This window comes from Halomonas cibimaris (genome assembly GCF_055379665.1).
Window position 1 is genome coordinate 1,936,646 of record NZ_AP043828.1, and the last position, 17,574, is coordinate 1,954,219.

Consider the following 17,574-nt stretch of genomic DNA (forward strand, 5'->3'; position numbering starts at 1 on the left):
ACGCCTTTTATACCATTTTGCTATGCACCTTGCGGTGCCTGAAAACGACCATGCTTGAAGATCATCGTACCGGGTTGAAGCACGACACTCTGCTAAAGGCGCAGCACGACGACGAAAGCGACAGCGCCTGGATGGTGAGCTACATCGACATCATGACGCTGCTGGTGGCGCTGTTTGTGATCATCATCGTCGTTGCCGAGGCGACAGACCCCGGCTGGCTGACGCGCTCGGCGCCGCCGCCCGCGCCGGCCAGCGCCGCGCCCGGGCCGGTCAAACTGGGGATACCGCTGCCCGAAGCGCTGGCGGCCCGCCGCGCACCCGCGCACCCGCCGGGGGCGCTGGCGCCGGCGGCGATCAACGTAGCGCTGGGCGTTGCCGGGCTGCCCGCGCGCCGGCCGGCACCGCCGCCGCTGCTGGCGCGTCCGGATGCGCAGGCTGCAAAACCGGAGGCGCTGCTGCCCGAATCGTCGCTGCCTGAGCTGTTGCTCGCCGGCGCCGAGACAACGCGGCCCCTGGCCGACTATATGATCGTGCTGACCGATCATCCGCCGGTGAACGCCAAGCCGCTGGCTCCCCAGGCGCTGGACGGTGCGCCGGCGACGCGGCAGCCGGCTGAATACCTGCCGGATCTGGAAGGCGTGGAGGCAACCCGGGTGAGCGAAGGCATCAACCTGCGGGTGCAAAATAAGCTGCTGTTTGACACCGCCGAGGCCGGCCTGAGCGATGCCGGCGAGGCCGTGGTGGCAAGCCTGGTGGATACCATTGAGCGCTACGAAGGGGACGTTTCGGTGGAAGGGCACTCGGACAGCCGCTCGATCAGCACCGAGCAGTATCCGTCCAACTGGGCGCTGTCCAGCGCGCGGGCCATTGCCATTGTACAGGCGCTGGAAGACGCCGGCGTTGCCCCCGGGCGCCTGCGCGCCGTGGGCCTGGCCGCGACGCGGCCGCTGGCTGATAACGCCACGGCGGACGGGCGGGCGCGCAACCGCCGCGTTGAGGTGGTGATTCACGTGGAATGAAGTGCGGTGCGCGGTTCGATAAAAAAAGCCCGCCGGGGGGGGGGGGGGGGGGGGCTGGCGGGCAAAGGGCTTGGTTCACTGTACTGGCCGGCGTACGCGGTAGCGGCGGGGGGAAGGCCGTCACGGCGCCGGGTACACTCGGAGAAAGATGTACGTCTGGTCCGGCAAGTACAACTACAGTATAGCTATGTAGGCGTGAAAACCAAGGGCCCGGGCCGGCGTTACGACCAAAGTCTTCGGGTGGTCGACTAAAGTCTTCGAGCGGCGCGCGCTGCCGGCCGCTTTCTTAACGCTGGCTTAATACGGCGTTGCCACGCTCGCTTCTCACAAGGAGCCGTTTATGCACGTATTGCTGGTAGAAGACGATGCCCTGGTGGCCTCGGGCATTCGCGCCGGGCTTGCCACCTTCGATTTTGTGGTGGACGGCGTGGCCACCATGGCCGAGGCGCGCCGGGCGATGGACACGGTGCACAGCGATGTGGTCATTGTTGACCGTGGCCTGCCGGACGGCGACGGGCTGACGCTGGTGGAAGAGTGGCGCGCCGCGGGGCGGCAGACGCCGGTGCTTATTTTGACGGCCCGGGATGCGGTGCGCGACCGGGTGGACGGCCTTTCCAGCGGCGCTGACGACTATCTGGTCAAACCCTTTGATCTCGATGAGCTGGTTGCACGGCTGTATGCGCTGCTGCGCCGGGCCGCCGGGCGTGCCAGCGGCATTCTGCATCACGGCCCGCTGAGCCTGGACCCCGCCGCACGTCAGGTAGCGGTAAACGGTGAGGATGTCGTGCTGTCCCGGCGCGAGCTGGTGCTGCTGGAGGCGTTTTTGTACGCCCCGCACAGCGTGCTTTCCGCCGGCCAGCTCAAAGACAGCCTTTACGGTCTCAACGACGACGTGGAAAGCAACGCGCTCAACGTGCACATCCACCACCTGCGGCGCAAGCTGGGCAACGGCGTGATCGAAACCGTGCGCGGCCTGGGCTACCGTCTGGGCCGCGCCGAGGCGGTAGCGGTGCCGGGCGCGGCCGGCGACCCGCCGCCCGGGCAGGTATCGCCTTGAGCCTGCGCGCGCGGCTGCTGCTCACCCTGGGGCTTGCGCTTTCGCTGTTCTGGGCCAGTGCGGCGGCGTGGCTTGCCTGGGATCTGGAAGACAAGCTGATAGAAACCCTGGACCAGCGCCTGGCCCAGTCGGCTCGCATGGTGGCAGGACTGATGCAGCAGCTGCCGACGGAAGTCTGGCAGCAGGCCGATCACCGCTCGCTGTCGATCCCGGCCATTGAGGGGCTCGCCTGCCAGGTGCATTCCCCCCGGGGGGAAGTCATTGCCCGCACCCACAGCGACATGCAAAAAGTGCTCGACCCCGGCGAGCCCGGCCACGCCTATCGCCGGGAAGACGGCATGACCTGGCGGGTGTTTACCTATCAGCGCGGCGGGCTGACCATTACCACCGCGGATCGCATGGACGAGCGCGACGCGCTGATGCGCGATGTGCTGCGGGTGGCCGTGGTGCCGTTTATCGTCGCACTGGTGGGCAGCCTGGTGGCGCTTTGGGTTTCGGTATGGCGCGGGCTTGCCCCGCTTGCCCGGCTGCGCGCATCGCTTGCCCGGCGCGATCCTGAAACGCTGTCGTCGGTGTCGGTCGAGGGGCTGCCGGCGGAGCTGGTGCCGCTGGTGGCAACGCTTAATGCGCTGCTGGGCCGAGTCGAACAGGCGTTCGCCCGGGAGCAGCGCTTCACCGACGACGCCGCCCATGAGCTGCGCACGCCGCTGACCGCGATCAAGACCCACGTGCAGGTCGCCAAAAAGCTGCGAGGGCAGGCCGCCGTTGATGCCTTGCACTACGCAGAAGAAGGCATTGTGCGGCTTAACCGCACGCTGGATCAGCTGCTGCTGCTGGCCCGGGTCGAAGGGCACAAGCACGAAAAGAACGCGCGCTGCGACGTGGCCGTTGTGGCCGACTGTGCAATGGAAGACACCGGCCACCCCGAGCGCATTGTGCGCATCGGCGCCTGGCCCGTAGCGCAGATGCAGCTGCCCCATGAGCTTGCGGTGACCGCACTGCGCAACGTGCTGGACAACGCCTTGCGCCACGGCCCGTCGGAAACGCCGGTGCGCCTGGAGGTGCAGTGGCGCGATCGCCGCCGGGCGCTTGCCTTTTGCGTACAGGACGCCGGCAGCGGGCTTTCGCCCCACGGGCTATCGCAGCTAACCCGGCGTTTCTGGCGCGACAGCCGCACCGACGGCAGCGGGCTGGGGCTCGCTATCGTCGCTGCCATCGCCGAGCGCTTCGGTGGCCGGGTGCACGTACAAAGCCCGGAAGGCCAGGGGCTCTGTGTTGAACTGGTGGTGCCGGCCGTTGCCGCTGACGACGGCTAGGCGCTACCCGGCGTTGTGACGCCAAGCCGCGGCAGGGCGCTGCCGGGGAAACAATAACGCAAGGGAGATCCCAATGAACAAAAAAATGCTGAGCGGGCTGAGCCTGCTGCTTGGCGCCGGCGTCTACGCCGGCGCTGCCACGGCGCTGGAGGGCGACCCCGACCGGGGCGAGCAGGTGTCCAGCACCTGCGTGGCCTGCCACCAGACCGACGGCATGGGCAAAAACAACCCACAGGCGGAATCCTGGCCGCGCCTTGCCGGGCTGCCGGAAGCCTACATCGCCAAGCAGCTCCACGATTTCAAGGCCGGCCGGCGGCAAAACGCCAGCATGGCGGCCATTGTGACCGGGCTGGACGAGCAGGACATGGCGGACGTGGCGGCCTACTACGCCCGGCTGACCCCCTGGCCTGAACTGCCCACCGCCTACCACGCCGCTGACCCGGACAGCGCCGCCGAATGGCTGGCCGAGCGCGGCGACTGGGAAAACGGCAGTTTTATTCCCGCCTGCAGCCAGTGCCACGGCCCCAACGGCCAGGGCGTGGGCGAGCACTTTCCGCCGCTGGCCGGCCAGCACGAGGCCTATCTCAAAACGCAGCTTGCACGCTGGCGCAGCGGCCAGCGCCACAACGACCCCAACGAGCTGATGGCAGGCGTGGCCAATCGCCTGTCGGATGACCAGATCGAGATGATCGCGGCCTATTACGCCAAGCTTCCCGAGCGTTTGGAAGCGCGCAGCACCGAGCAAGAGGAGAGCGCGAAATGAACCTGCCCAAATCCCGTTGGCGCCTCACCGGTGGCGCTGTTTCCCTGCTGGGCGCCTCGGCGCTGGGGTTCTCGCTTGCCGCAGCCGCCCAGAACGCAGAGGTAGAGCGCGACTATCAGATTCAGCTGCCTGAGCCGCCCGCCGGCGAGGTGACGTTCACCCCGCCGGCCGAAGCCGAGCTGGGGAGCGATAAGTACGCGGACATGGTGCGCAAGGGGCGCGATCTTTTTATCAATACCCAGTCGCTGCGCGGCGAAAACGTTTTCAACGAGCAAAACTGCGCCAACTGCCACCTGGACGCCGGCCGGCTGGCGCATTCGGCACCCATGTGGGCCTCGTTTGGCATGTATCCGGCCTATCGCGGCAAAAACGACAGGGTCAATACCCTGTCCGACCGGATTCAGGGCTGCTTTACCTACTCCATGAACGGCGTGCCGCCGGAAAAAGGCAGCGATGAGCTGGTGGCCATGCAGACCTATCTGCACTGGATGGCCACCGGCGCGCCCAATAACACCGCGATGCCCGGGCGCAGCTACCCGACCCTGGACGACCCGGCCCAGGCGCCGGACCGCGAGCGCGGCGCTGAGGTGTATGCCAACCAGTGTGCCGTTTGCCACGGCGACAGCGGCGGCGGCCAGAAAGTCGGTGAGCGCCAGGTGTTCCCGCCGCTGTGGGGAGACGGCGCCTTTAACTGGGGCGCGGGCATGCACCGCATCAACACCGCCGCCAACTTCATCCACGCCAACATGCCGCTGGGCAAGCCGTACTCGCTAAGCGAGCAGCAGGCCTGGGACGTGGCGGCCTTTGTCAACAGCCACGAGCGCCCCCAGGATCCGCGGCGGCGCACGGTGGACTCCATCGACAAGACCCAAGAGCTGTTCCACCAGCATAACGGCCTGTACGGCGAAGAAATCGACGGCAAGCGCCTGGGCGATCACGCCAACTTCGGCGAAAATCCCCAACCGCTGGACGGCTGACGTTCCCTTCGCTGTGTGATGCGCACCCCGCTTGTACAAGCGGGGTTTTTTTTGGCCATGCAAAGGCGCGGCGAACGCGATGCTCGGTGAATCCCGCCGGCCGCCAGCCCTTACGGCTTTTCGCTGCCCATCATCTTGATCAGCTGATCATCGGCGGGCATACCCTGAACCCGCTCAATGCGGGTGCTGCCGTCTTCGGTTTGGTACCGGTAGGCGCTGGTGGGGGTGGCGTACAGGCCGAGGCTTTCAAACAGCTGGTTGTTGGCGTACACCTTTTCTTCCACCGCGCGCGGCTGGGCGCTGGGAGTGACGGTTTGGCCCTGTTTCTGGGCGCTGAGGGCGCCCGCCGGATCGTCTGCGGCGAGCAGGGTGGCGGCCTTGGCCGGGCTGTCTGCGGCGAGAATGCCGATCATGATGTGGCGCATCTGCACGCGGCCGGCCTCGACCCAGGGGCGCGAGGCCTCCCAAAGCTGCTGGCAGTAGGGGCAGTTGGGGTCGGTGAAGGTGTAGATAACGCGCGGCGCGTCGGTGTCACCGTCCTGAATCCAGTGGCTGTCTTCCAGAAGGGCCCAGGTTTTGGCTTCCAGCGGCGCGCGAACGTAGCGATCGAGCCTGGGCTCGGTGAGGTCGTTGCCGTTTGCATCCATCAGCGTACCGATGACGACGTGGTTGCCGTCCGGCGTTAGGTAGACGGCCATTTCCTCGCCCCGGGTGCTGGCGCCAAAGCCTACGAGCCCGCCCGGCGCGTCAAAGCGTTTGTGGATGTCGATGCCGCGCTCGCTCAGCGCCTGCACCGGCGCAGGCAAAGAGCGCTCGGCAAGCGCGGCCGGGCTTATGACAAGCGCGGCAAGGCCGGCACACAGCGTACGGCCAAGGCCGGGAGAATGCAGGAAATAGCGGGTTTTTGTCAGCGGTGATGTCATGATCATGGCCCTTGAAATACAGCAAGTGAACGGGCAAAAAAGTGTTTGTGTGGCTGTGAGTCTGCCAGCGCCGGATTAGTCGAGGATTATCCGGCGAGCGAGAACGTGCAAGAAAAACTGCAGATCAAGTGGCAAATGGTTACACTGACGGGTTATGTTCCATTGATACAGTGTCTTGCTCAAGCAGGTTGGTTCTTAATGCATTGCCCTTTTTGTGGTGACCACGATACGCGCGTTTCCGACTCGCGCCTGGTGGCCGACGGCGACCAGGTGCGTCGCCGCCGCCAGTGTGCCCGCTGTCAGGAGCGTTTTACCACCTACGAAACCGCCGAGCTGGTCATGCCGCGCGTGGTCAAATCCGACGGCTCCCGGGCGAGCTTTGACGAGCACAAGCTGCGCTCCGGCATGCTGCGGGCGCTGGAAAAGCGCCCGGTCAGCGCGGAGGCCATCGAGACCGCGGTAGAGCGCATCCGCCAGACGCTGCGCTCCCGGGGGGACCGCGAAGTGGACGCCCGAGAGATCGGCGAGCTGGTGATGCAGGCGCTGGACGCGCTGGACCCGGTGGCCTATATCCGCTTTGCCTCGGTGTATCGCAAGTTTCAGGATTTAAACGAGTTTCGCGCCGAGATCGACCGGCTGGCCGGGGAGCGCTAAGCCATGGGGCATGTTTCCACCGCCGACCGAGGCCACATGGCCCGGGCGCTCCGCCTTGCTCGGCGCGGGCTTTATACCACCCATCCCAACCCCCGGGTGGGCTGCGTGCTGGTAGCAGGCGACGGCCGGGTAGTCGGCGAGGGCTACCATCGCCGCGCCGGCGAGGCCCACGCCGAAGTCAACGCCCTGGCCGATGCCGGCGAGCAGGCCCGCGGGGCGACTGCCTACGTCACCCTGGAGCCGTGTTCGCATACCGGGCGCACCGGCCCCTGCGCGAAGGCGCTGATCGAGGCCGGCGTGGCCCGGGTGGTCATCGCCATGCAGGACCCCAACCCGCAGGTCAGCGGGCGCGGCGTGGCCCTGCTGGAAAACGCCGGCATTGCCGTTACCCTCGGCCTGCTGGAAACCGATGCCCGGGCGCTTAACCCCGGATTTATCGCGCGGATGGCCGCCGGGCGGCCCTACGTGCGGCTGAAGATGGCCATGAGCCTGGACGGGCGCACTGCCATGGCCTCGGGCGAGTCCCAGTGGATCACCGGCCCCTGCGCCCGGGGCGAGGTGCAGCGCCTGCGGGCGCGTTCAAGCGCGGTGCTCAGCGGAGTCGCCTCGGTGATACAGGACAACTCGCGGCTGACGGTGCGCGCCGACCAGCTGGGGCTGGATAACGCCGACGACGTTGCCCGCCGCCAGCCGCTGCGGGTGATTGTCGATAGCCGCCTGCGCCTGCCGCTGGCCGCGGCCTGTTTGGCCGAGCCCGGGCGCACGCTGGTAGTGGCCGTGCCCGGCCACGAGGCCAAGCGGCGCGCGGCGCTTGAGGCCGCCGGTGCCGAGGTGGTCACCCTGGCCGCCGGCGCCGACGGCCGGGTTGATCTGGCCGCATTGATGGCGCATTTGGCAGACACAGAAGCCGTCAATGAGCTTTTGGTGGAAACCGGCGCAACCCTGGCCGGTGCCATGCTGGACGCCGGGCAAGTGGACGCGCTGTGGCTGTTCATGGCGCCGACGCTGCTCGGTGCCAAGGCGCGCGGCGCCTTTGCGCTGCCCGGCCTTGAGCGCATGGCGGATCAGTACCGGCTTGAGATCGACGATATTCGTGCCGTGGGCGGGGATTTCAGGATCATTGCCCGGCCGCGCGTGACTGGCGTGCCGGCTTATACCAAGGTACCCTGACGCGCGATTGCCAACGCCCCGGCCCGCTCCGGGGTGTTGCTGGCGGGCGCAGCCGGGCGTATGGCCCGGCGTTTGCGCGCCGCCGAGACTAACATACTGGGAGATTCCATGGCGCAATCCTCCGCTGGGGGGCTGGCCCCCATCGCCGAGCTGGTCGACGATATTCGCCGGGGCAAGATGGTGATCCTTATGGACGACGAGGATCGCGAAAACGAAGGCGATATCATCATGGCCGCCGAAAAGGTCGAGGCCGAGCACATCAACTTCATGGCGCGCTTCGCCCGGGGGTTGATCTGTTTGCCCATGACGCGGGCGCGCTGCGAGCAGCTGAGCCTGCCGCTGATGGTGCGCAACAACGCCTCGGGCTTTGGCACCAAGTTCACGCTGTCCATCGAGGCCACCAAAGGCGTGACCACGGGCATTTCCGCCGCCGATCGCGCGCGCACGGTGCAGGCCGCCGTAGCCCCCAATGCCGGGCCTGAAGATATCGTCCAGCCCGGCCATATCTTCCCGCTGATGGCCGAGCCCGGCGGCGTGCTGCGCCGCGCCGGCCACACCGAGGCCGCCTGCGATCTGTCGGCCTTGGCCGGCTGTGACCCGAGCGGGGTGATCTGCGAGATCATGAACGACGACGGCACCATGGCGCGCCGCCCTGAGCTTGAAGCGTTCGCCGAGGCGCACGGCATCAAGATGGGCACCATTGCGGATCTGATTCACTATCGCATCGTCAACGAGCAGACCGTAGAGCGGGTGGAAAGCCGGCCGCAGCTCACAGCGCACGGCGAGATGACGCTGCACGTGTTTCGCGATCGCATTCAGGGCGCGCACCACCTGGCGCTGGTCAACGGCCGCCCCGAGCCGCAGACGCCGACGACCGTGCGCGTGCACCTGGCCGATACCCTGCGCGACGTGCTGGGGCTTTTCCAGGAAGACGGCGCCGGCCGCTGGAACGCCGGCAGCGCGCTTGCTGAGATCGCCGGCAGTGCGCCGGGGGTGTTTGTATTGATCGATGAAAACGCGCCGTCGCCGGGGCTGAAAGACCAGCTCGACGTGTTTCTTGACCGTGTGCGCCAGCCGCGCACCAGCGACTCCGACGGCGCTGGCAACTATCTGACCATTGGTACCGGCTCGCAGATTCTGCGACACCTGGGCGTGGGCAAGATGCGCCTGCTCAGCTCGCCATGGAAATTTTCCGCGCTTTCCGGCTTCGATCTTGAAGTCGTTGAGCGTCTTGGACCGACCGACAAGGCCTGAGCCTGGTCTTTGCCAACACAGCAAGCAGGAAGACATGATGGAACCGCTCGCCCAAATTGAAGGCAATTTTTTCGACGTCAACGGCTGCTACGCCATCGTGGTAGGGCGCTTTAACCATCACGTGGTGGACAGCCTGGTGGAGGGGGCCGTGGACAGCCTGGTGCGCCACGGCGTTGATCCGGAAAACATCCGGCTGATTCACGCCCCCGGCGCCTGGGAGCTGCCGCTGGCCGTTCAGCGCGTGCTGGATGTCACCAAGCCCGACGCGGTGATTGCGCTGGGGGCGGTCATTCGCGGCGGCACGCCGCATTTTGAATACGTGGCCGGCAACTGCAACTCGGCCATGAACACGCTGCAGCTGAAATACGACACGCCCGTGGCCAACGGCGTGCTCACGGTGGAATCCATCGAGCAGGCCATCGAACGGGCAGGCACCAAGGCCGGCAACAAGGGCACTGAGGCGGCCATGGCCGCTATGGAAATGGTCTCGCTGCTGCGCACGGTGACCGCTGCAGGAGCGGCGCAATGAGCCGCGAACGCAAGCCGTCCGCGGCCCAGCTGGGCCGCCATGCCGCCCGTGAACTTGCCGTGCAGGGGCTTTACCAGTGGCAGATGACCGACAAGTCCATGACCGTGGTGGAAGCCGAGTTCCGCGCCCAGACGCCGGATGACGATCTGGAGCCCCACGAAAACTGGTCGGCGGTGATGAACATGGCCGATCAGGCGCTTTTTTCCGAGCTTTTGCACAATGTCGCCCGGCGCAAAGCCGAGATCGACCGCGATATTTCGCCGGTGCTCGACCGCCGGCTGGAAGACCTTGACGGCGTGGAGCTTGCCATTCTGCGCCTGGGCGCCTATGAGCTACGCTACCGGCTTGAAGTGCCGTACCGCGTGGTGATCAACGAAGGCGTGGAGCTTGCGCGCTCCTTTGGTGCCACCGACGGGCACAAATACGTCAACGGCATTCTTGACAAGCTGGCCAACCGGCTGCGCAGTGCCGAAGTTACCGCGCGCCGGCGCTGATGTTTGCCTTCGTGTTCAAGGGTCAACCTGCGTTCAAGAGGCCGCTGTGCTAGCCGAATTTGACCTGATCCGACGCTATTTCACGCCTGATCCGACTTCTTGCCAAGCGCAGCCCGGCATGGCGCTGGGTATCGGCGACGATGCCACGCTGCTTGCGCCTCGAACGGGCCATGAGCTGGCGGTCAGCGTGGATACCTCGGTGGTGGACGTGCATTTCCCCGCCGATGCGCCGGCCCGGGCCGTGGGCCACCGGGCGCTGGCCGTGGCGCTGAGTGATCTGGCGGCCATGGGCGCAGAAGCGCGCTGGTGCTGGATGGCGCTGACGCTGGACGCCGCACAGCTGGCTGACGAGCGCGCGGCACACGCCTGGCTGGACGCTTACGCCCAAGGGTTTCTCGACGGCTGCGCGCGCTGGCACAGCGTGCTTGCCGGCGGCGATGTGACCTCGGGCCGGCTGGCGGTCAGTGTGACGGTCATGGGGGATGTGCCCGCCGGCCAAGCACTCCGGCGCAGCGGGGCCGCGGCGGGTGATATCGTCGCGGTGACCGGCGCGCTGGGCGGCGGTGCCGGCGGGCTGGCGGTGTGGCAGCGCGGCGAGCGTGACCTGGCGCACCCGCTTTTGCGCCGCTATCTGCTACCCGAGCCGCAGCTTGAAGCGGGCATGGTGCTGCGCGATTTTGCCACCAGTGCCATGGACATTTCCGACGGGCTGCTGGCGGATCTGGGCCATATCTGCCGCGCCTCCGGCGTCGACGTAGTGCTCCAGCCCGAGGCGCTGCCGCTGGCCGAGGGGCTGACAGACGCGCTGGGAGCCGACAAGGCCCGGCGTGCGGGGCTTTCCGGCGGCGACGACTACGAGCTGCTGGTGACGCTGGCCCCGGCGCACCTGGCCCCGGCCCGGCAAGCCCTTGCCGCGCGGGGCATCGCCCTGACGCCGGTAGGCCGCTGCGTGGCGCCGGGCGCGCCGGAGGCCAACACCGCACGCCTGGAGGCGGCAATGGAAGGCCGCGGCTGGCAGCATTTTGTCCCGCCGGGCGCGCCGTTCGGGGAGGCTGGCCGATGAACCGTGCACCGGCCAGCGTCTGGCGGCGTCCGACCCATTTTTTTGCCTTTGGACTTGGCAGCGGTACGATGCCCTGGGCGCCGGGGACCTTTGGCACCCTGGCCGCCATTCCGTTTTACTGGCTGCTGGCGGATCTGACGCTGGGCTGGTATCTGGGCATTGTGCTGGTGGCCTTTGCCGTTGGTGTATGGCTTTGCGACAAAACCTCGCACGATCTGGGCGTACACGACCATTCAGGCATTGTCTGGGACGAGTTCGTCGGCTATTGGATCACCATGATGGCGGTGCCGTTTTCCTGGGAAGCGGCTCTCTGGGGGTTTTTGGTCTTTCGGATTTTCGACGTTTTCAAACCCTGGCCGATTCGCTGGGCGGATCGCCGCGTAGCGGGGGGCTTTGGCATCATGATCGACGATGTGATGGCCGGGCTCTACGCCGGAAGCACCATGCACCTTTGGTTCTGGCTCCATTAGCGGGAGCCGGCTCCATGCCTAAGGAGCGGCGATGCGTAAGGAGCGACTGATCGTCCCTGTGCTGGCGCTGCTGGTCATTGCCTGGCTGGCGGCTCAGCTGGTGTCCAGCGTGCTGTTTGAGCGTAGCCTGAGCCAAGCGCTTGCTGATCTGCAGGCGCGAGGGGAGTGGCGCGTCAAACGCCTCGACAACGATGCCGGCTGGCTCAACTCCCAGGGGACCGTGCTACTTTCGCCGCTGCTGGGCCGGCCCTGGCAGCTAAGGCTCGATTACCGCGCTCGCCACGGCATTGTGACCAGCGACATTACCGGCCGTTTGCGTCCGCTGCTTGACGGCGCGCTGCAAAAGGCCGTGGGCGAAGTCAGCGCGCCTTCGGCGCCGCGCCTGACCGGGCGCTACTATACCTACAGCGGCCGTTCCGAGATGCGTTTGACGCTGGCCCCGCTGACCGTTACCCAGCGCGACCGCACGCTTCGCGTACGCGGGGCGCGGCTCAAGCTGCGCGGCGTGTACGGCGACTGGCGCTTGACCGCCGGGCTGGACGAGCTGGCCCTGGTCGACGGCGAGGCCCGCCTGGCCCTGGGGCCGGCCAGCCTTGAAAGCCGCTACACCTATACAGACGGCGCCTACCATTTCTACCAGCACGACAGGCTGCGCATCGAAAAGCTCAGCCTTGCCCATCCTGACCTGGCCCTGCGGGCCGCACCGCTTGAGCTGCATACCGACATGACGCTGGACGAGCGCGAGCTGCGCATCGACGGTGAGCTTACCTTTGACAACGTCTGGCTGCCCGACAAGGCCCCGCAGACGCCGGCGTTCAACGGTCATTTGGCCGCGACGCTTTCGCGCCTGGACGCCGACGCTGTACGGGGTGTGTTTGCCCGGCTGCGCGAGGACGCCTTGCACAGCGAGACCTTGCGCGGCGATGCCGCCGCGGCGGATGCCGGCGGCGTGGTTGAACGGCTGTCGCCGCTGCTGCGTCAGGTACTGCGTGAGTCGCCGCGGTTGGACATCAGCGACATCGCGCTGACCAGCCCGCTGCTGAATATCCGCGTTGACGCCGACGGTGCGCTGTTTTTCGATGCCCGCCGCCTGGAAGCGCTGGACCCGGCGCGGCTTGACGAGCCGGCCATGCAGGCGCGCTTTCGCCGGCGCCTGGACGGCGACATTACCTGGCACGGCGCCCCCGCCGTTGCCGCGCTGTGGCTGGGGCTGGGCCTTGAGGAGCGCGAGCTGACCTTTGACCTGGTGCGCGGCCGCTGGCGGGTTAACGGCCGCCCGCTGCCGGAGGGGTAAGTCCGGCGTCTGACTTGAAGTTTGTGCATCGCGCCCGCATTCCCTTGGCAGACGCCCGGCAACGGTACCGCCGGCTTTTGTTAACGGAGGGCGCATGAGCGACCAGGATTTCAACGACCCAGACTTTAACGGCCAGGACTTCGGCGACCAGGACTTCGGTGACCAAGACCTCGGCGACCAGGACTTTGGCGATCAGGCTCCCCGGTGGGAGGGGCATGACGAAGCCTCGGCATACGAAAATGCCGGCGACGAGACAGAGCAGGACTACCGTTCCGACGGCGAGCGCGTCCATGATCTGGTGCCGGCCAGCGAAACGCTGCCCGAGCGTATCTACCTGCTGCCGATCAACAACCGGCCGTTTTTCCCCGCCCAGGTACAGCCTTTGCTGATCAACCGTGAGCGCTGGGAAGAGACCATGCAGCGGGTGGCCAACACCCCGCACCACACCATCGGCGTGGCGTTCGTCGGCGATACCGACGACAGCGCCCCGCAAGAAGAGGACTTTCCCGAGATCGGCACCGCCGTCAAGGTGCACAAGCTCAAGGCCGAAGACCAGCAGATTCAGTTTATTGCCCAGGGCATGCAGCGCTTTCGCATCCGCCGCTGGCTGTCGAAAAAACCGCCGTACCTGGTTGAAGTCAGCTATCCCAAAGAGCCGGTGGACACCGAAAGCGAGGAAACCCGCGCCTGGGCGATGGCGATCATCAACGGCATCAAGGAGCTTTTGCCGATCAATCCGCTCTACGGCGAAGAGCTCAAACACTACCTTGACCGCTTCAGCCCCAACCAGCCCGGCCCGCTGACCGATTTCGCCGCGGCGATCACCTCGGCCAAGGGCCCGGAGCTGCAGCAGGCGCTGGCCACGCTGCCGGTGATCGACCGCATGCAGAAGGTGCTGCCGCTGCTGCGCAAGGAAATCGACGTGGCCCGGCTGCAAAACGAAATCAGCGAGCAGGTCAACGCTCAGATGCAGGAGCGCCAGCGCGAGTTCTTCCTGCGCGAGCAGCTCAAGGTCATTCAGCGCGAGCTGGGCATTTCCAAAGACGACCGTGAAAACGACGTGGACACCTTCCGCGCCCGGCTTGAAGGGCTGAAGGTGCCCGAGCGCGTGCAAGAGCGCATCGACGAGGAAATGGGCAAGCTCAGCGTGCTGGAAACCGGCTCGCCGGAATACGGCACCACGCGTAACTACCTGGACTGGCTGACCAGCCTGCCCTGGGGCATCACCAGCGACGACAAGCTGGATCTCAACCACGCCCGGGAAGTTCTCAACCGCGACCACGACGGGCTTGAAGAGGTAAAAGAGCGCATCGTTGAGTTTCTTGCCGAAGGCACCTTCAAAGGCGACGTGGGCGGCTCGATTCTGCTTTTGATCGGCCCGCCCGGGGTCGGCAAAACGTCGGTAGGCCGTTCCATCGCCGATGCCCTGGGGCGCAAGTTCTACCGCTTCTCGGTGGGCGGCATGCGCGACGAGGCGGAAATCAAGGGTCACCGGCGCACCTACATCGGCGCCATGCCGGGCAAGTTCGTCCAGGCGTTCAAGGAAGTCGAGGTGGAAAACCCGGTGATCATGCTCGACGAAATCGACAAGCTCAGCCATTCGTTTCAGGGGGATCCGGCCTCGGCGCTGCTGGAAGTGCTCGACCCTGAACAAAACGTCGACTTTCTCGATCACTATCTCGATGTGCGCCTGGATTTGTCCAAGGTGCTGTTTGTGTGTACCGCCAACACCGAGGATTCGATCCCCCGGGCGCTGCTCGACCGCATGGAGCAGATTCGTCTTTCCGGCTATATCGCCGAAGAAAAAATGGCCATTGCCAAGCACCACCTCTGGCCTAAGCTGCTCAAGCGCAACAAGCTGAGCAAAAAGCGCATCAACCTAAGCGATGCCGCGCTTAAACAGGTGATTGAAGGCTACGCCCGGGAAGCCGGCGTGCGCCAGCTGGAAAAGCAGCTGCACCGCATTGTGCGCAAGGCAGCGGTGAAGCTGCTGGAAGGCGAGGACGATACCGTCAAGGTGTCGGTAAAAAACCTGGAGGACTTTCTCGGCGCGCCGCTGTTTCGCAAGGAAAAAGTGCTCAAGGGCGAAGGCGTGGTGACCGGCCTTGCCTGGACCTCCATGGGCGGGGCGACGCTGCCGGTGGAAGCCAGCCGAGTGCATGCGCTGGAGCGCGGCTTTAAGCTCACCGGTAAGCTTGGCGAGGTGATGAAGGAATCTGCCGACATCGCCTACAGCTACACCCTGGGCCATCTGCGCGAAAACGGCGCTCCGGCGGATTTTTTCGACTCGACCCAGGTGCATCTGCACGTGCCCGAAGGGGCCACCCCCAAGGATGGCCCCTCGGCCGGGGTGACCATGACCACCGCGCTTTTGTCTTTGGCCCGTCGCCAGCCCATCGACCGGCCGCTGGCCATGACCGGCGAGCTGACGCTGACCGGCCAGGTGCTGCCGGTGGGCGGCATCCGTGAAAAAATCATCGCCGCGCGTCGCAGCAGCATTTTTGAAGTGATTCTGCCGGCCGCCAACCGCCGGGACTACGACGAGCTGCCTGACTTTCTCCGCGAGGGCATGACGGTACACTTTGCCGACCGCTACCGTGACGTGGCGAAAGTGGTGTTTTAGCGTGCGAATATAGTGTTTTGGCGTGTGAATATAGTGCGTTAGCGCTTGAATGCTTCCCGGCCGGCAGCACCTGCCGGCCGGGAAGCGGCTAGGACACCGGGCCCTGGCGCTTGGCGCGCAGGCGGTCACGGGCGATGTACAGCGCGGCAATGGCGCGGGCCTCGTGGAAATCATCCCGGGCGAGCAGGGCGTCGATGTCATCGATGGGCTGAGTTTCCACTACCAGCGGCTCCGGCTCGTCGCCGGGCAGGCGCTTGTCGTAAAGATCGGTGGCCAGCAGCACGTTCATGCGGTGGCGCATATAGTTGGGCGCCAGCGACAGCTCGCAAAGCGGCTCGATGTGGCGGGCGCCGACGCCGCACTCTTCCATCAGCTCGCGGTTGGCCGCGGCGGCGGCGTCTTCGCCGGGGTCGATCAGCCCTTTGGGCAGGGTAAGCACGTATTCTTCGAAGCCGGCGGCATATTCGCGGATCAGCAGCACGTGATCCGGGTCGGGCATGGCAACGATCATCACCGCGCCGTGGCCCTTGCCGCCCAGGCGCTCAAACTGGCGCTCTGCACCGTTGGAAAAGCGCAAATCCAAAGCTTCTACCTTGAACAGGCGACTCTGGGCGACGGGGGTGCAGGCAAGAATCTGCGGCTTGTGCAAGGCGCTGGAAGAGGCATTTGCTGTCATGCTGTCCTGTCTCCGTGGCAGGGCCGGGGCGCTGTTGTGCCCGGGCAGGGTGGCTGGCAAGCGGTGATCGTGGATGGGGGTTGATGCACCACCGATCGACTACCTCTACAATACCACGCCTGAACCACCCACACAGGGCAACCCCGCCCGGATAAATCCATACACAGGAGCGGCCATGATGGATTGGCAGGCAATCGATACCGTACTGCTCGACATGGACGGCACGCTGCTGGATCTGCACTTTGACAGCCACTTCTGGCTGGAGCACCTGCCGCGCCGCTACGTAGAGCTGCACCAGCTGGACGAGGCGTCCCAGCGCGAGCTTGAGGCCCGCATCATCGGCGAGCAGGGCACGCTGGACTGGTACAGCCTGGCCTACTGGCGCCGGGAGCTGGGCGTGGACATCGTCGCGCTCAAGCGCGAGGTGCAGCACCTGATCGGCCTGCGCGGCGACGCGCTGGATTTTCTCCGGTGGCTAAAGCGTGCCCATCCCCGGGTGGTGCTGGCAACCAACGCCGACCGCGAAAGCCTCGATCTCAAGCTGCCGCTCACCGGGCTGGCGCCGTATTTGGATGCGATCGTGTCGTCCCAGGACGTGGGCGCGGCCAAGGAAGAGCAGGCGTTCTGGCACGCGCTACAGGCCTGCGAGCCGTTCGACCCGGCGCGCACGCTGTTTATCGACGACAATCCGCGGGTGCTGGAAAGCGCCCGTACGTTTGGCATCCGCCACCTGCTGGGGATCAAAAAGCCGGACAGCCGGCGCCCGGAGCGCAAGCTGCAGGCCTTTACCGCGCTGGGGCAGTTTGCCGACATATATCCCGCCGAGGCGCCGGAAACGGCGGTGAAGGAGGTATTGAATGGCTGATAGCGTACGTCTGGACAAATGGCTATGGGCGGCGCGGTTTTTCAAGACGCGCCAGCTGGCCAAAAAGGCCATTGAAGGCGGCAAGGTGCACTACGACGGCGGCCGGGCCAAAACCAGCAAGCCGGTCGAGCTTGGCGCGCTGGTTCGCGTGCCCCAGGGGTATGACGTGTACGAAGTCCGCGTGACCGGGCTTTCCGATCAGCGCCGAGGCGCGCCGGAGGCCAGAAAACTTTATGAAGAAACCGCCGAAAGCGTTGATCGCCGGGCCCGCGAACAAAAAGCCCGGCAGCTGGGCCAGCAGCTTATGCAGCACCCCCAGCGGCGGCCGGATAAAAAGCAGCGCCGCGAGATCAAGCATTTCCAGCGCAGCCAGGGCGGCTAGTCGCCCGGCGAGCCCGATTTTTTCCTTTGCAGATAAGCGAGTGCC

18 protein-coding genes are annotated in these 17,574 nt (G+C 65.9%); 16 read left to right on the forward strand and 2 right to left on the reverse strand.

Annotated features, from left to right (window positions below):
* Positions 1-50 precede the first annotated feature (50 nt).
* The 5 genes from ACZ415_RS08975 to ACZ415_RS08995 all read left to right on the forward strand — a co-directional run bounded on the left by ACZ415_RS08975 (position 51) and on the right by ACZ415_RS08995 (position 5,132).
* The gene (locus ACZ415_RS08975) at positions 51-1,019 is read left to right on the forward strand and encodes an OmpA family protein (protein WP_344702270.1); all 969 of its coding nucleotides are present in this window, start codon (positions 51-53) and stop codon (positions 1,017-1,019) included.
* Between the two features lie 340 nt (positions 1,020-1,359).
* On the forward strand, positions 1,360-2,076 hold the full coding sequence (locus tag ACZ415_RS08980) for a response regulator (protein ID WP_344702268.1): 717 nt from the start codon (positions 1,360-1,362) through the stop codon (positions 2,074-2,076).
* A complete protein-coding gene (locus tag ACZ415_RS08985) occupies positions 2,073-3,392 on the forward strand; it encodes an ATP-binding protein (RefSeq protein WP_344702265.1) in 1,320 nt (439 codons plus the stop codon). The genes ACZ415_RS08980 and ACZ415_RS08985 overlap by 4 nt, the downstream gene beginning before the upstream one ends.
* A 73-nt stretch (positions 3,393-3,465) precedes the next feature.
* Positions 3,466-4,155 (forward strand): c-type cytochrome, encoded by a 690-nt coding sequence (locus tag ACZ415_RS08990; RefSeq protein WP_344702263.1) that lies wholly within the window; start codon positions 3,466-3,468, stop codon positions 4,153-4,155.
* Positions 4,152-5,132: a c-type cytochrome gene (locus tag ACZ415_RS08995; protein ID WP_344702261.1), complete on the forward strand. Its 981-nt coding sequence runs from the start codon at positions 4,152-4,154 to the stop codon at positions 5,130-5,132. The genes ACZ415_RS08990 and ACZ415_RS08995 overlap by 4 nt, the downstream gene beginning before the upstream one ends.
* Positions 5,133-5,242: 110 nt before the next feature.
* Here ACZ415_RS08995 and dsbG read toward each other — a convergent pair whose 3' ends face one another.
* Positions 5,243-6,055 (reverse strand): thiol:disulfide interchange protein DsbG, encoded by an 813-nt coding sequence (gene dsbG, locus ACZ415_RS09000; RefSeq protein WP_344702259.1) that lies wholly within the window; start codon positions 6,053-6,055, stop codon positions 5,243-5,245.
* Between the two features lie 198 nt (positions 6,056-6,253).
* Between dsbG and nrdR the strand changes: the two genes are divergently transcribed.
* The 9 genes from nrdR to lon all read left to right on the forward strand — a co-directional run bounded on the left by nrdR (position 6,254) and on the right by lon (position 15,606).
* Positions 6,254-6,709, forward strand: a complete 456-nt coding sequence (gene nrdR / locus ACZ415_RS09005; RefSeq protein WP_344702257.1) for a transcriptional regulator NrdR — start codon at positions 6,254-6,256, stop codon at positions 6,707-6,709.
* Between the two features lie 3 nt (positions 6,710-6,712).
* Positions 6,713-7,879, forward strand: coding sequence for a bifunctional diaminohydroxyphosphoribosylaminopyrimidine deaminase/5-amino-6-(5-phosphoribosylamino)uracil reductase RibD (gene ribD, locus ACZ415_RS09010; RefSeq protein ID WP_344702255.1), 1,167 nt, complete (start codon positions 6,713-6,715; stop codon positions 7,877-7,879).
* A 108-nt stretch (positions 7,880-7,987) separates the two neighbouring features.
* On the forward strand, positions 7,988-9,133 hold the full coding sequence (ribBA, locus tag ACZ415_RS09015) for a bifunctional 3,4-dihydroxy-2-butanone-4-phosphate synthase/GTP cyclohydrolase II (RefSeq protein ID WP_344702253.1): 1,146 nt from the start codon (positions 7,988-7,990) through the stop codon (positions 9,131-9,133).
* Positions 9,134-9,170: 37 nt separating this feature from the next.
* On the forward strand, positions 9,171-9,662 hold the full coding sequence (gene ribH, locus ACZ415_RS09020) for a 6,7-dimethyl-8-ribityllumazine synthase (protein WP_344702307.1): 492 nt from the start codon (positions 9,171-9,173) through the stop codon (positions 9,660-9,662).
* On the forward strand, positions 9,659-10,156 hold the full coding sequence (gene nusB, locus ACZ415_RS09025; protein ID WP_344702251.1) for a transcription antitermination factor NusB: 498 nt from the start codon (positions 9,659-9,661) through the stop codon (positions 10,154-10,156). The genes ribH and nusB overlap by 4 nt, the downstream gene beginning before the upstream one ends.
* A 46-nt stretch (positions 10,157-10,202) precedes the next feature.
* Positions 10,203-11,219, forward strand: coding sequence for a thiamine-phosphate kinase (gene thiL / locus ACZ415_RS09030; protein WP_344702249.1), 1,017 nt, complete (start codon positions 10,203-10,205; stop codon positions 11,217-11,219).
* On the forward strand, positions 11,216-11,689 hold the full coding sequence (locus ACZ415_RS09035; protein WP_344702246.1) for a phosphatidylglycerophosphatase A family protein: 474 nt from the start codon (positions 11,216-11,218) through the stop codon (positions 11,687-11,689). The genes thiL and ACZ415_RS09035 overlap by 4 nt, the downstream gene beginning before the upstream one ends.
* 31 nt (positions 11,690-11,720) lie before the next feature.
* The gene (locus tag ACZ415_RS09040; protein WP_344702244.1) at positions 11,721-12,983 is read left to right on the forward strand and encodes a DUF945 family protein; all 1,263 of its coding nucleotides are present in this window, start codon (positions 11,721-11,723) and stop codon (positions 12,981-12,983) included.
* A gap of 94 nt (positions 12,984-13,077) precedes the next feature.
* A complete protein-coding gene (gene lon, locus ACZ415_RS09045; RefSeq protein WP_344702241.1) occupies positions 13,078-15,606 on the forward strand; it encodes an endopeptidase La in 2,529 nt (842 codons plus the stop codon).
* An 88-nt stretch (positions 15,607-15,694) separates the two neighbouring features.
* On the opposite strand, the gene nudE is transcribed toward lon, so the two are convergent.
* On the reverse strand, positions 15,695-16,282 hold the full coding sequence (nudE, locus tag ACZ415_RS09050; RefSeq protein ID WP_344702239.1) for an ADP compounds hydrolase NudE: 588 nt from the start codon (positions 16,280-16,282) through the stop codon (positions 15,695-15,697).
* Positions 16,283-16,457: 175 nt separating this feature from the next.
* Here nudE and yrfG point away from each other — a divergent pair, with 175 nt between their 5' ends.
* Both yrfG and hslR read left to right on the forward strand, forming a co-directional pair.
* Entirely contained in the window at positions 16,458-17,147 is a 690-nt protein-coding gene (yrfG, locus tag ACZ415_RS09055; RefSeq protein WP_344702237.1) for a GMP/IMP nucleotidase, read from the forward strand.
* Positions 17,140-17,529 carry a ribosome-associated heat shock protein Hsp15 gene (gene hslR, locus ACZ415_RS09060; protein WP_344702235.1) on the forward strand — a complete coding sequence of 130 codons (390 nt, stop codon included), beginning with the start codon at positions 17,140-17,142 and terminating at the stop codon, positions 17,527-17,529. The genes yrfG and hslR overlap by 8 nt, the downstream gene beginning before the upstream one ends.
* The last annotated feature ends 45 nt before the right edge of the window (positions 17,530-17,574 follow it).